Here is a 13,415-nt window from a genome sequence, read left to right as displayed (position 1 = left end):
ACCCTAGTGAGGCGGAGCCGACCCGTAGCCGCTCACGAGGTCATCGGGTCGACGCCGGCGTCCGGGTCAGGCCTGCTCGATCTTCTCGATCAGGGTCGCCTTGGTGTGACGCGACACGTTCGTGATGCCCTTGGTGCGGGCGAGGGCGCGCAGCGCGACGAGGGTCTGCGCGTGCAGGTCGACGTGGGCGTCGTGACCGTCGGACAGCTGGACGGTGGTCTCGTCGACCTCGGGCAGGGGCGGCGTGTAGATCGAGCGCGGCTCGGCCGGGGTGGCGGACGACGTGCTCGACGACGAACCGCTCGACGACGAACCTTTCGAGCCCTGCACGGCACCCTTGGCCGTCTTCTTGGCGTCCTTCAAGCCGGACGTGGCGTCGTCGAGGGCGTTCTCGAGCGGCTTCACCGACGGGCGGCTCTTCTTGGCGAGCTTCTTGGCGCGACGCTTGGCCTCGGCGACCGCGGCGCGGGCATCGGTGACGGCGTCCTCGGCCTTGTCGTAGGCCTTGGCGGCGGATTTCTTGAGCTTCTTCTGGTCGGCCACGGGATCGGCCCCTCTCTCGAACGTGCGGAAATCGTGCCTGTGAGCGTGGCACGCCCACCTGGGACGGCTGTCAGTCGACCGGCGTCGTCTTGCCGCTCGCGATGCGGTCCCGCTCGGCACGGAGCGACTCGATCGTCTCGGGATCGAGGAAGTCCACGAACGGGTTCGGCTGCCCCGTGCGGGCGGCCACCACCTCGGTGTAGGCGGCCGAGGCGCGGCGCACCTTCGCGGTGGCGCGACCGAGCCGTTTGGACGACGACGACTTCGCCGTGACGACCTCGGCGTGGTGCTCGAGGGCGTCGACGAGTTCGGCGAGCGCGGTGGGGATCTTCTTGGCCATGCGGGGGCCTCTCGGGTGAGGGAAACGGGTGGCGGGGCGTCCCGGACCGGTCGGGAGTGGTCACGGACGCCGACCGGATCATCACCCCACCCGGAGAACGGCAGGTGAACGGACCCGCGGCGCGAGTGCGGTCGCGGCTAGGCTCGCCTGCCGTGACGGGCGCGCGGGTGTGGCTGGTCGACCTCGACCTCGACCTCGACCTCGGCCGAGAACGCGACGCCGGCGCGCCTCCGGCGAGCGAGGTCTGCGACGCGCACGAGCGGGTCCGCGCGGCGGCCTTCGTGGACGCGACCGACGCGCGTCGGTACCTGGCCTCGCATCGTGCGCTGCGCCTCCTGCTCTCGTCCGTGACGGGCCGGGAGGCCGGGTCGATCGAGTTCGGACGCGAAGCCTGTCGCTCGTGCGGTGGTCCGCACGGTCGGCCGGTGCCGGTGCCGTCGGACGACCTGCACGTGAGCCTCAGCCGGAGCGGTCGCTGGGCCGCCGTGGCGGTGCGGGCCGGGGCGCCCGTGGGCGTCGACGTCGAAGGGGCCCGTCCGGCCGGTGCGCTTGAGCACCTCCGGCCCGACGTGTGCCCCGAGGACGTCGACGTGGACGTGCTGCGCGCCTGGGTGCGGAAGGAGGCGCTGCTCAAGTCGACGGGGGAGGGGCTGACCACCGCGATGTCGGCGCTCCGTCTGGGGCCCGGGCCCGGGGGCACGACCACGGACGGTCGACGCGGACTGGTCCACGACCGGCGCTCGGCGACCGGGGTCCTCCTCGCCGTCGCCGGTCCGGCCCTGGACGCGGTCGAGTTCACCGACGTGACACCTGGGGTCCCTACCGTGCGGCCGTGAGCCAGACACTGCCCGGCGTGATCGCCGGTTCGCCCGCGGCCCCCGCACCCCGGACGCTCGTCGACGTCCTGCGGGCCACGGCGCTCGAGCACCCGGACGCCTCGGCCCTCGAGGACGAGCGGGGCGCGTGGAGCTACGCGGAACTCGTCGTCCGCGTCGGAGCCGCTTCGCGCGCGCTCGCCGACGCCGGGGTGCGCCGCGGCGACCGGGTGGGCGTGCGCATGCCCTCGGGCGACTCGTCGCTCTACCTGACGATCCTCGCCGTCCTGGCCGCCGGGGCCGCCTACGTGCCGGTCGACGCCGACGACCCCGACGAGCGGGCCGCCCTGGTCTTCGGCGAGGCCGGTGTCGTGGGCATCGTCTCGGCGGGGGGACGCTTCACCCCGCGTGACGCCGACCGACCCGACAGCCTCGTGCTCGCCGCACCGGCCGGGCACGTCAGCGGGCGGGGCACGGCGCTCGCCGACGACGACCGGTCGCCGACCCCGGACGACGACGCCTGGGTGATCTTCACCTCGGGCTCGACCGGCACGCCGAAGGGCGTCGCCGCGAGTCATCGCTCGGCGGCCGCCCTGGCCGACGCCGAGGCGAGGATGTTCCTCTCGTCGCCCGGGCTCGATCCGCTCGGACCGGGCGACCGGGTGCTGGCCGGACTGTCGGTCGCGTTCGACGCCTCGTGCGAGGAGATGTGGCTGGCCTGGCGCAGTGGCGCCTGCCTGGTGCCGGCCCCTCGCAGCCTCGTCCGGTCGGGTGCCGATCTCGGGCCGTGGCTCGTCACCCACGGCATCACCGTCGTCTCGACCGTGCCGACCCTCGCGGCCCTCTGGCCGGACGAGGCCCTCGAGAGCGTCCGGCTGCTGATCTTCGGCGGAGAAGCGCTCCCGCCCGAGATCGTCGACCGGGTCGTCGGCGACGACCGCGAGGTGTGGAACACCTACGGGCCGACCGAGTCGACCGTGGTGGCCACCGGGGCGCTGGTGCGTGCCGGAGAGACGGTGAGGATCGGTCTGCCGCTCGACGGGTGGGACGTGGCCGTCGTCGACGCCGAGGGCGACCCGGTCGCGGAGGGCGAGGTGGGCGAGCTGATCATCGGCGGCGTCGGCCTGGCCCGCTACCTCGACCCCGCCAAGGACGCGGAGAAGTACGCCCCGCACGAGCAGCTCGGTTGGCAGCGCGCCTATCGCAGCGGTGACCTGGTGCGGTTCGACCGGGCCGGACTCGTGTTCCAGGGGCGGGCCGACGACCAGGTCAAGGTCGGCGGGCGCCGGATCGAGCTCGGGGAGATCGAGACCGCGCTGCAGGCCCTGCCCGGGGTCGGCGGCGCCGCCGCGGCGGTGCGGACGACGGCGGCCGGCAACCAGGTGCTCGTCGGCTACCTCGCGGTCGCGTCGGCCGAGACCTTCGACCGAGGCGCCGCCCTCGCCCGCCTCCGGGACGGACTGCCGGCCGCGCTGGTGCCGCTGCTGGCGCTGGTCACCGGCGACCTGCCGACGAAGACGTCGGGCAAGATCGACCGCGACGCGCTGCCCTGGCCGTTGGTCGACTCGTCGACCGGTGGCGACGGGAGAGGTGGCCGGCCCGACGGTGCCGGTTCGATGACCCCGGTCGAGCAGCTCGTCGCCGACCGCTGGCGCGAGGTCCTCGGCGTACCCGTCCCGGACGCCGACGCGAACTTCTTCGACCTGGGCGGGGGATCGCTGGCCGCCGCCCAGCTCGTGGCCCGGCTGCGCGAGCTCGACCCGGAGTTCACCGTCGCCGAGATCTACTCGCACCCCCGGCTCGGCGCGCTGGCCGAGGCGCTGACGGTGGCGGACGTCGACGACGAGGCCCCGCCGGCCGTGTTCCACCGGTCGGTGCCGACCCCGCGCCGCACCCAATGGCTACAGACCCTGCTCGGGGTGCCCCTCCTCGTGCTGTCGGGTGCGCGCTGGCTGACCTACGCCCTGACCGCGAGCACCGTGCTGCGCTGGTGGAGCGGGTTCGACGCCCTGCCGGCGGTCGACGGCGGGCTGCTCGTCGTCGCGATCCTCGTGTTCGCGACCCCGCCGGGACGCATGGCGATCTCGGTGCTGGCCTCGCGCCTCCTCCTCCGGGGGGTCGAGGCGGGCGATCATCCGCGCGGCGGCAGCGTGCACCTGAGGCTCTGGCTGGCCGAGCAGGTCGCGCACCAGATCGGGGCGGTCGGGCTCGCCGGCGCCCCGTGGATCAGTTACTACGCGCGGGCCCTCGGGGCTCGCATCGCACCCGACGTCGACCTGCACGCGCTGCCGCCCGTCACCGGCATGCTGCGCATCGGTCGCGGGGCGTCGGTCGAGCCCGAGGTCGACCTGGCCGGGCACTGGATCGACGGCGACGTCGTCCGCATCGGGGCGATCCGCATCGGTGCGGGCAGCACGATCGGCATGCGGAGCACCCTGCTGCCCGGCACCCGGATCGGCAAGGACGCCTCGATCGCGCCCGGGTCCGCGGTCTTCGGGCGGGTGCCCTCGGGTCAGCACTGGGCCGGTTCGCCGGCCGAACGCATCGGCCGCACTCGCGCCTGGTGGCCGGAGGACCGACCCCCGGCACCCACCCGGTGGTTCGTCGCCTACGGGGCGTCGGCCGTCGTCGTCGCGTTGCTGCCGGTGGCGTCGCTGAGCGCAGGAGGCGCGGTCGTCGCGCTCGGCGTGCGGGGTGCGGGTTCGCTGACGGACGCGTGGTGGCGGGCCCTCGCCCTCCTGGTGCCGGGCACGCTCGTGGCCGGGCTGGTGGCCGCCGTGCTGGTCGTCGCACTCACCCGGCTGTGGGCCCTCGGGGTGACCGAGGGCACCTTCGCGGTGCGGTCGAGGGTCGGTTGGCAGGTCTGGAGCACCGAACGCCTGCTCGACCTGTCGCGCACCCTGTTGTTCCCGCTCTACTCGAGCCTGTTCACGCCGGTCTGGCTGCGCCTGCTCGGGGCCGAGATCGGGCGGGACGTCGAGGCGTCGACCGTCCTGCTGCTGCCGTCGATGACGACCGTCCGCGACGGAGCCTTCCTGGCGGACGACACGCTCGTGGCGTCGTACGAGCTCGGCGGCGGCTGGCTGCGCGTGGCCCGGGCCGAGATCGGTCGGCGGGCGTTCCTGGGCAACTCGGGCATGACCGCCCCGGGCCACAAGGTGCCGAAGGACGGTCTGGTGGCCGTGCTCTCGTCGGCTCCGCGCAAGTCCAAGGCGGGGTCGTCGTGGCTCGGTTCACCCGCGGTGCGCCTGCGCCGCACGGTCGCCGTCGCCGACGAGACCCGCACCTTCCGCCCGGCCACGCACCTCCGGGTGGCCCGCATCGCGTGGGAGCTCAGCCGGATCGTGCCCGTCGTCGTCACCTGCGGCATCGGCCTCGGCCTGGTCGTCGGACTGTGGGCGCTGGTCGACGCGATCGGGGTCGGCGCGACGGCCGCGGTCGGCGGCGTCGTGATGCTCGCCGTCGGGGCGGCGGCCGCCGGGGTCACGACGCTCGCCAAGTGGGCGCTCGTCGGGCGCATCCGGGCCGGCGAGCACCCGCTCTGGTCGTCGTTCGTCTGGCGCAGCGAGGTGTCCGACACCTTCACCGAGATGTGCGCGGCCCCCTGGTTCGCCCACGCGGCGGCCGGCACCCCGGCCCTCGTGTGGTGGCTGCGCTCGCTCGGGGCCTCGATCGGTCGCGGCGTGTGGACCGACAGCTACTGGTTGCCCGAGGCCGACCTGGTGCGACTCGACGACGCGTCGACGGTGAATCGAGGATGCGTCGTGCAGACCCACCTGTTCCATGATCGAATCATGAGCATGGACACCGTCACCCTGGCCGCGGGCTCGACCCTCGGACCCCACAGCGTCGTGCTGCCCGCGGCCCGTCTGGGCGAACACGCCACGGTCGGTCCCGCGTCGCTCGTCATGCGCGGCGAGGTCGTCCCCGTCGGCAGCCGGTGGAGCGGCAACCCGATCGGCCCGTGGCGGGACGTCACGTTCGCGGACTACCACGCCGTCTCGCAGTGACCGGTCCGGCGGCGACCCCGGACGGCTACACGCCCGAGAGCGGCAACACCGGGTACGGCGTGCGCTCGTACGACCTCGTGGTCGGGTACCGCGTGGCGACGAACCGACTGGACGGCGTGGCGACGCTGACGGTCGTGCCGACCGAGGCCGTCCGCACGCTCGTGTTCGACCTGCTCCGCCTCCGTGCCGCGAAGGTGCGGGTGGACGGGCGCAAGGCGCGTCACGCGCAGTCGGCGACGAAGCTCACGGTGACGCTGCCCGAGGAGACCGTGCGGGGTGAGCCGGTCGAGGTGGTCGTCGAGTACGCGGGCTCGCCCGCACCCCGCCGCACCCGCTGGGGCACCCTCGGCTGGGAGGAGCTGACCGACGGCGCACTCGTCGCCTCGCAGCCGAACGGGGCGGCGACCTGGTTCCCGTGCAACGACGACCCGGCGGACAAGGCGACCTACCGGGTGCAGGTCACGACCGAGCAGCCCTACGCCGTCGTCGCCCACGGTGAGCTGACCGACCGGCACACGCGGTCCGGCCGCACGACCTGGGTCTACGAGCAGCCCGAGCCCACGGCGACGTACCTCGCGACGGTGCAGATCGGCCGCTACGAGTTGGTGCCGGTCGTGCTCGCGGGGGTGCCCGGCGTCTTCGCCGGGGTGCCCGCGATGCGGTCCCGCATCGGTCGTGACTTCGGCGAGGTGGCCGACATGATGGCCTGCTTCGTCGAGCGGTTCGGTCCGTACCCCTTCGCGTCGTACTCGGTGGTCGTCACCGACGACGACCTCGAGATCCCGCTCGAGGCCCAGGGCCTCGCGATCTTCGGGGCGAACCACGCCGACGGGGCGGGCGGGTCGCGTCGGCTGATCGCGCACGAACTGGCGCACCAGTGGTTCGGCAACAGCGTGGGCCTGACGACCTGGCGCGACATCTGGCTGAACGAGGGCTTCGCCTGCTACGCCGAGTGGATCTGGTCCGAGGCCTCGGGCGGTCCGTCGGCCGCGCGCATCGCCGCCCAGACCCGCGCGCGGCTGGCCGGTCTGCCCCGCGACCTGCTCGTCGGCGACCCCGGCCCCGACCTGATGTTCGACGATCGCGTCTACAAGCGCGGGGCGCTCGCGGTGCACGCGCTGCGCTCGGCGGTCGGCGACGTCGCGTTCTTCGACGTGCTGCGTGCCTGGACCGCCGAGCACCGACACGGCGTGGCGACCACGGCCGACTTCGTCGCCCTCGCCACCCGCGTCTCCGGCCACCCCGTCGGACCGCTGCTGCGTCCCTGGCTCGACGAGCGGGCCCTGCCGCCGTCGCCGTGACGATAACGTGACGGCATGACCGCCCCGACGCTGTCCGCACCGCCCGTGATCGCCCTGCTCCGCGACCTCGTCGCGATCGACTCGACCAGCGGCTCACCGGGCGAGGCGGCCGTCCTGCGCCGCGTCGCCGCGGAGTTCGAGGGCGTCGAGGAGGCGCGGGTCGCCTTCGCCCCCGGGGCCGACGGCGAGCCCGCGGCCCTCCTGGTCTCGCCGACGTCCGTCGCCGTCGACCGGCCGCTGCTCGTCTTCGCGTCGCACGCCGACGTCGTGCCGGTGACCGACGCCTCGGCCTGGACCCACGATCCCTTCGCCTCGACCGTCGTCGGCGACCGCCTGTACGGGCGGGGTGCCTCGGACATGAAGTCCGGCCTGGCCGCCTCGATCGTCGCCGTGCGGGACCTCCTGCGCCAGGGTGCACCCGTCGCGCTCGCCGTCTCGACCGGTGAGGAGGTCGGCTGCCTCGGGGCTCCTGCCGTCGTCGACCTGCTCGCGGGCCTGCGCGTGGGGGCCGTGGTGATCCCCGAGTCGACCGACGGGCAGGTCGTGCTCGGTCACCGCGGCGCCCTCTGGGCGACCGTCCGCACCTCGGGCGTCGCCGCGCACAGCAGCACGCCCGAGCGGGGCCACAACGCGATCCTCGACCTGGTGACCGTGCTCGGGCGCCTGGACGACCTGCCGCTCTCGTCCCATGCCGACCTCGGGCGCGAGACGGTCAACGTCGGCGTCGTCTCGGGCGGCAGCGTGCCGAACATCGTGCCCGACGTCTGCGAGGCGCGCATCGACCTCCGCGTCGTCCGGGACGACGTCGACGAACTCGTCGACTGGTGGCGTGGCCAGCCCGAGGTGACCGACGTCCGCGTCGACCTCGACCTGGCCGCCGTGTGGACCCCGCGCGACCATCCCTGGCTCGCCGGGCTCGACGCCCCGGTCTCGGAGGCGCCCGCGTCGTACTTCACGGATGCCTCGGTCCTCGTGCGGTCGCTCGAGGACGGGGTGCCCGTCGTGGTCTGGGGCCCGGGCGACCCCACCGTCGTCCACACGGTGGACGAGTCCGTGTCGGTCGAGGCGGTCCTGCGGGCCGTCGAGCAGTTCGGCCACGTCGGCGGGCGGTGGGCCGTCGAGCACTGACCGACGCCCGACGGGGCGGACGGGCACTGACCGAGGCCCGACGGGGCGGTCGGGTCAGGCGGGTCAGGCGGGCTCGGGAGTCGACGACCGCGTGCTCTGCCGGCGGACGAGCCTCGGCGCGAACGAGACGCGCGCACCTCCGAGTCCTCCGTCGTCGGAGCCCCGCAGCGAGAGCAGTCGCAGCGCCTCGGCGGCCATGCGGTCGGTCGGCTGCGCCAGGGTCGTCAGGGCCGGGGTCACGTACGAGGCGAAGACGATGTCGTCGAAGCCCGTGACCTGCAGCTCGTCGGGCACCGACACCCCGAGCTCGCGGGCCGCCCTCAGCACGCCCATGGCGATCAGGTCGTCCGCGCAGACGATGGCGTCCGGGCGGTCGTCGGAGGTCAGCAGTCGGCGGGCCGCCGCGTCGCCGCTGTCGACCGAGTAGTCGCCGAGCACGACCCCGTCGCGCACCTCGCGGATGCCGAGTTCGGCCGCCCAGTGCCGGAAGCCCCGGAGGCGCAGGGTCGTCGACGAGTTCGTCAGCTCGGAGGTCACGAACGCGGCCGAGCGGGCACCGGTCCCGGCGAGGTGCGTCAGGACGAGCTTCATCGCCTCGGCGTCGTCGAGGCCGATCCAGTCGGTGCCGGCGACGTCGACCCGGCGGTCGAGCTGCACCAGCGGGACGGCCCGGGCGGACGCGGCGACGGCCGCCGCGCTCTCGGTGTCGTGCACGGGGCTGACCACGATGCCGTCGACGTGCCGCTCGATGAGCGACCGGAGGTGCTCGGCCTCGACGGCGGGGTCCTGCCGCGAGTCGCAGAGGAACAGCTGTTTGCCCTCGCCGTGCAGCGCGCTCTCGAGGCTGTCGACCAGGGTCGTGAAGAACGGGTTGAGGATGCTCGGGACGACCATGCCGACCGTGTCGGTGCGGCGGGTGCGCAGGGCGCGGGCGATGCCGTTGCCCGAGTAGCCCAGCTCGGCGGCCGCCAGCCGCACGCGGGCCTCGACCTCGCGGCCGACCGGGCGCGACGCCGACATGACGCGCGAGACCGTCGCGGCGGAGACGCCCGCCCGGCGGGCGACGTCCGAGATGGTGACGGCGTTCATGGGCTCCTCAGGGCGTGGCCGCCGGGGACGACGGGTGATGCCGTCATCGTATCGTCCCCTCGCGGGAAACCGATTGCCCGCCCCGGATCTCTTTTACACGTCGGAAACACAAAGGTGTTGACACTCGAAACACGGAGGCGTCACTCTTGACGCAGTTCCCGACGGAAATCGATTGCCCGTCGATCTCGACCCTACCGAGATCGCCCCCTCGCCAGTCCCGCATGCTCCACCTCGTCCTCCCCAGGAAGGCTCCTCATGCCCACGACCCGTACCGTCCTCGCCGCATTCGCCGTGGGCGCCATCGCCATCGGCACCCTCGCCGGCTGCGACTCGTCCTCGACCACCGCCTCCGGCTCCGCGTCCGGCGGCTCGACCTCGACCCGCCCGGCCCCCACCGACGTCCCCCAGGCCTGTGCCCCCGAGGGCGGCGGCACCCTGCAGCTCGGCATGGTCGACATCAACGAGCAGACCGCCTTCTTCACCCAGATGAACGAGGGCGTCCAGGACGTCGCCGACGAGGCCGGTGCCGACCTGCAGATCGTCAGCGGCGACAACGACAGCGCCACGCAGGTCTCGGGCGTCGAGAACCTCGTCGCCTCGGGGGTCGACGCGCTCATCGTCGACCCGGTCGACGCGACCGCGTTGATCCCGGCGCTCACCGCGGCGAAGGCGGCCGGCATCCCGGTCGTCGCGGCCGACGGTTCGGTCGAGGACGCCTCGGCGATCGACTCGTACGTGGGCACGGCGAACGAGGACGGCGGCGCCCAGCTCGGGAAGGCCTTCCTCGACATCACGGGTGGCGAGGGCGAGGTCGGCGTCGTCGGAGCGCTCAACAGCGCGATCCAGATCCAGCGCCAGAACGGCTTCACCGACGCGGTCGAGGCCGGCGGCATGACCATCGGCACGATCGTCGACGGCCAGAACGTCAACGAGGACGCCCAGGCGGCGGCCGAGAACCTGCTCACCGGCAACCCCGACCTCGAGTACATCTACGCCACGGGCGAGCCCGCGCTGAACGGCGCCATCGCCGCGGTGAAGAGCCAGGGCGCCCAGGACCGCGTCACGATCGTCGGCTGGGACCTCTCGCCCTCGGCCGTCGAGGGTCTGCAGGACGGCTACGTGAAGGCCGTCATCCAGCAGGACACCTTCGGCTTCGGCTACGAGGCCGCGAAGGCCGCGATCAACCTGGCCTGCGGCACCGCCGACGTGCCGACGACCGTCGACGTGCCGATCACGATCGTCACGCCCGACAACCTGGCCGACTTCTCGTACTACCTGGAGGGCTGATGACCGACGTCACCACCGGCGACCTGCTCGTCGAACTCGAGGGCATCCGCAAGTCGTACGGCGCCGTCGACGTCCTGCGCGGCGTCGACCTGCGCCTCGCGCGCGGCGAGGTGCTCGGCCTGGTCGGCGACAACGGCGCCGGCAAGTCCACCCTCATGAAGGTGCTCGCCGGTTCGGTCCAGCACGACGGCGGCCGCATCAGCATCAAGGGCAAGGAGGTGCGGTTCCAGTCCCCGAGCGACGCCCAGGCCGAGGACATCGGCATCGTCTACCAGGACCTCGCCCTCTGCGACAGCCTCAACGTCGCCGCCAACCTGTTCCTCGGCCGCGAGCCGCGGGTCGGGCCCTTCCTCAAGGTCGGGGCCATGCACGCCGAGGCCACGGCCGTGCTCAAGGAGTTCGGCGTCCGCGTCACGTCCACGCACCAGCTGATCTCGCAGCTGTCGGGTGGTCAGCGCCAGTCGGTCGCCATCGCGCGCGCCGCGTCGGTCGACCCCGACGTGCTGATCCTCGACGAGCCGACCGCCGCCCTCGCCGTCACCGAGGTCGAGTCGGTGCTGCGCCTCATCAAGGAGGTCGCGGCCCGAGGGGTCGGCGTCATCCTGATCACCCACCGGCTGCAGGACCTCTTCCGGGTCTGCGACCGCATCACCGTCATGTACGAGGGGCGCAGCGTCGACGACGCCCGCATCGACGACCTCACCATCGAGTCGCTCGTCGACATGATCACCCGTGAAGGGAGCGCTGCCGCATGACCGCGACGACCTCTGACCCCACCCGCACCGACGGCCCCGAGCCGGGTCGCGGGCACGGCTCCACCGACGTGCGCGAGCGCCGCTGGGAAGCCCTGCAACGCGTCAACAAGTCCACCCTGCTGATGCTCGTCGTGACGCTGGTCGTCATCGTCGTCTTCTCGGTGGCGACCCCGACCTTCCTCACCGGCACGAACCTGCGGAACGTCGCCGTGCAGGTCGCCCCCGCGGCGATCGTCGCCGTCGCGATGACCTTCGTCATCACGGCGGGCATGATCGACCTCTCGGTCGGGTCGACGCTCGCCCTCGTCTCGGTGATCGGGGCGGTCCTGCTGCGGGCCGGTCTCGAGTCGGTGCTGGTGATCGTCATCTGCCTGGCCGTCGGAGCCTTCTGCGGGTTGGTCAACGGCTGGTTCTCGAGTTACCAGGGCATCCCGTCGTTCATCGTCACGTTGGCCACCATGTCGATCGTGCGGGGCGTCGCCCTGCTGATCACGAAGGGCTACTCGATCGCCATCGGCTCGGGGCTGATCTTCGCCCAGGTCGGGCAGGGCCGGCTGTTCGGGCTCGGGTACCCGGCCTGGCTCGCGCTGATCATCGTCGGCGTCGGCATCGTGGGGCTGCAGCGCATGCGGTTCGGCCAGTACATCACCGGCATCGGCTCGAACGAGGAGTCGGTCCGCCGGGCGGGCGTCGACACCCGCTTCGTCAAGATGATGGCCCTGGTGCTCAGCGGCACGGCGGCCGGCGCGGCCGGCATCATCACCGCGGCCCGACTGGGGTCGGGCGACGCCAACTCGGGCGTCGACTTCGCCATGACGGTCATCACCGCCGTCGTGATCGGCGGCACGAACCTGCTGGGCGGCAAGGGCAGCGTGATCGGCACGGCGATCGGGGCGATCCTGACCGGCGTCATCACCAACGGCCTCACGCTGCTCGGCCTGAGCCCCTACATCGTGCCCATCGTGACCGGCAGCCTCCTGATCATCGTCATCTGGATCAACCTGCGGGGCGGCTCGTTCACCGACCTGGTGCGCAAGCGGGTGACCCGATGAGCCGCGTCGGAGGGTTCGGGGTCGAGACGACCACCGTCGTCGAGGTGCAGACCGTCACCGGTCCCGTGCCGAGCGACCGGCTCGGCTACACGCTGCCGCACGAGCACCTGATCAACAGCATCGAAGAGGGCGGGCTCGAACCCGACCCCGACTTCCCCGAGCTGTTCGACGCCCCGGTCACTCCCGAGATCGCCTGGTTGCTGCGCGACCGTCCGCTCGCCTGCCGCGACAACTGCGTGCTCGACGGCGACGACGACGCGGTCGACGAGCTCGTCGCGTTCCGCGAGCTCGGCGGCAGCACGGTCGTCGAGCTGACCTCGGACGGACAGGGGCGCGACCCCCGCCGTCTCGCCGAGATCTCGCGCCGCAGCAGGGTCGCCGTCGTCACCGGCGGCGGCTGGTACCTCGAGCGGTTCCACCCCGAGGCCACGGGCCGCGACACCGTCGACGACCTGGCCTCGCGCCTGGTCGCGCAGTACCGGGCCGACCCGGCCGAGACCGGGGTGCCCCGGTCGGGCGTGATCGGCGAGATCGGCGTCTCGCCCGGCTTCACCGAGCGGGAGGAGCGTTCGCTGCGCGCGGCCTGCCGCCTGCAACGCGAGACCGGCCTGCCGATGTTCGTGCACCTGCCCGGCTTCGTCCGGCACGGCGGCCGCGTGCTCGACGTCGTGCTGCGCGACGAGGGCGTCGACCCCACGGCGGTCGTCCTCTGCCACATGGACCCGTCCGGCAGCGACCCCGACTACCAGCGCAGCCTCGCCGAGCGCGGGGTCTGGCTCGAGTTCGACATGATCGGCATGCCGTACCGCTTCTCCCTGCCCGGCGAAGGGCAGTCGCCGTCGCCGGTCGAGACGGCCACGGCCATCGCCCGTCTGGCCTCGGCCGGGTTCGGCCGCCGTCTGCTCTTCAGCCACGACCTCTTCCTCAAGAGCATGTTGCGCAAGCACGGCGGCAACGGCCTCTCGTACGTCCCCGCCGTGTTCCTCGACCGGCTGACCGACCTCGGCGTCGACGCCGAGATCGTGCACGGCGTCGGCACCCGCAACGTCCGCGACCTCTTCGAGGGCGCCGCCCTGACCCGCTGAGGGGCGACGA

At 73.1% G+C, this 13,415-nt stretch carries 11 protein-coding genes; 8 read left to right on the top strand and 3 right to left on the bottom strand.

The window, feature by feature from the left end; translation table 11 throughout:
* Positions 1-66 precede the first annotated feature (66 nt).
* Both EDF21_RS13440 and EDF21_RS13435 read right to left on the bottom strand, forming a co-directional pair.
* Entirely contained in the window at positions 67-543 is a 477-nt protein-coding gene (locus EDF21_RS13440) for a Rho termination factor N-terminal domain-containing protein (protein WP_056043030.1), read from the bottom strand.
* A 70-nt stretch (positions 544-613) separates the two neighbouring features.
* Complete coding sequence (locus EDF21_RS13435) at positions 614-883, bottom strand: hypothetical protein (protein WP_123571676.1); 270 nt, start codon at positions 881-883, stop codon at positions 614-616.
* A gap of 152 nt (positions 884-1,035) precedes the next feature.
* Between EDF21_RS13435 and EDF21_RS13430 the strand changes: the two genes are divergently transcribed.
* Genes EDF21_RS13430 through EDF21_RS13415 form a run of 4 tightly spaced genes read left to right on the top strand, consistent with a single transcriptional unit; the run spans position 1,036 to position 8,137 of the window.
* The gene (locus tag EDF21_RS13430) at positions 1,036-1,719 is read left to right on the top strand and encodes a 4'-phosphopantetheinyl transferase superfamily protein (RefSeq protein ID WP_148053711.1); all 684 of its coding nucleotides are present in this window, start codon (positions 1,036-1,038) and stop codon (positions 1,717-1,719) included.
* On the top strand, positions 1,716-5,708 hold the full coding sequence (locus EDF21_RS13425) for a Pls/PosA family non-ribosomal peptide synthetase (protein ID WP_192122861.1): 3,993 nt from the start codon (positions 1,716-1,718) through the stop codon (positions 5,706-5,708). The genes EDF21_RS13430 and EDF21_RS13425 overlap by 4 nt, the downstream gene beginning before the upstream one ends.
* Positions 5,705-7,009, top strand: a complete 1,305-nt coding sequence (locus tag EDF21_RS13420; RefSeq protein ID WP_199736370.1) for a M1 family metallopeptidase — start codon at positions 5,705-5,707, stop codon at positions 7,007-7,009. Before EDF21_RS13425 ends, EDF21_RS13420 begins: the two co-directional genes overlap by 4 nt.
* A gap of 15 nt (positions 7,010-7,024) precedes the next feature.
* Complete coding sequence (locus EDF21_RS13415) at positions 7,025-8,137, top strand: M20 family metallopeptidase (RefSeq protein ID WP_123571674.1); 1,113 nt, start codon at positions 7,025-7,027, stop codon at positions 8,135-8,137.
* A gap of 63 nt (positions 8,138-8,200) precedes the next feature.
* Here the strand turns inward: EDF21_RS13415 and EDF21_RS13410 are convergent, their stop codons facing one another.
* Entirely contained in the window at positions 8,201-9,226 is a 1,026-nt protein-coding gene (locus EDF21_RS13410; RefSeq protein WP_123571673.1) for a LacI family DNA-binding transcriptional regulator, read from the bottom strand.
* A 255-nt stretch (positions 9,227-9,481) separates the two neighbouring features.
* Here EDF21_RS13410 and EDF21_RS13405 point away from each other — a divergent pair, with 255 nt between their 5' ends.
* Genes EDF21_RS13405 through EDF21_RS13390 form a run of 4 tightly spaced genes read left to right on the top strand, consistent with a single transcriptional unit; the run spans position 9,482 to position 13,405 of the window.
* Positions 9,482-10,513 carry a substrate-binding domain-containing protein gene (locus EDF21_RS13405; RefSeq protein ID WP_123571672.1) on the top strand — a complete coding sequence of 344 codons (1,032 nt, stop codon included), beginning with the start codon at positions 9,482-9,484 and terminating at the stop codon, positions 10,511-10,513.
* A complete protein-coding gene (locus tag EDF21_RS13400) occupies positions 10,513-11,268 on the top strand; it encodes an ATP-binding cassette domain-containing protein (RefSeq protein ID WP_056043006.1) in 756 nt (251 codons plus the stop codon). Before EDF21_RS13405 ends, EDF21_RS13400 begins: the two co-directional genes overlap by 1 nt.
* Positions 11,265-12,320 (top strand): ABC transporter permease, encoded by a 1,056-nt coding sequence (locus EDF21_RS13395; RefSeq protein ID WP_052505095.1) that lies wholly within the window; start codon positions 11,265-11,267, stop codon positions 12,318-12,320. Before EDF21_RS13400 ends, EDF21_RS13395 begins: the two co-directional genes overlap by 4 nt.
* Entirely contained in the window at positions 12,317-13,405 is a 1,089-nt protein-coding gene (locus EDF21_RS13390) for a phosphotriesterase (RefSeq protein ID WP_123571671.1), read from the top strand. The genes EDF21_RS13395 and EDF21_RS13390 overlap by 4 nt, the downstream gene beginning before the upstream one ends.
* The last annotated feature ends 10 nt before the right edge of the window (positions 13,406-13,415 follow it).

The organism is Frigoribacterium sp. PhB118 (assembly GCF_003751725.1).
GTDB lineage: Bacteria > Actinomycetota > Actinomycetes > Actinomycetales > Microbacteriaceae > Frigoribacterium.
This window is presented reverse-complemented; position numbering and strand designations above follow the sequence as displayed.

Bases quoted from the DNA above. Each gene is read 5' to 3' on its own strand.
- EDF21_RS13435 (WP_123571676.1), bottom strand. From the start codon at position 883: ATGGCCAAGAAGATCCCCACCGCGCTCGCCGAACTCGTCGACGCCCTC.
- EDF21_RS13415 (WP_123571674.1), top strand. From the start codon at position 7,025: ATGACCGCCCCGACGCTGTCCGCACCGCCCGTGATCGCCCTGCTCCGC.
- EDF21_RS13410 (WP_123571673.1), bottom strand. From the start codon at position 9,226: ATGAACGCCGTCACCATCTCGGACGTCGCCCGCCGGGCGGGCGTCTCC.
- EDF21_RS13405 (WP_123571672.1), top strand. From the start codon at position 9,482: ATGCCCACGACCCGTACCGTCCTCGCCGCATTCGCCGTGGGCGCCATC.
- EDF21_RS13400 (WP_056043006.1), top strand. From the start codon at position 10,513: ATGACCGACGTCACCACCGGCGACCTGCTCGTCGAACTCGAGGGCATC.
- EDF21_RS13395 (WP_052505095.1), top strand. From the start codon at position 11,265: ATGACCGCGACGACCTCTGACCCCACCCGCACCGACGGCCCCGAGCCG.
- EDF21_RS13390 (WP_123571671.1), top strand. From the start codon at position 12,317: ATGAGCCGCGTCGGAGGGTTCGGGGTCGAGACGACCACCGTCGTCGAG.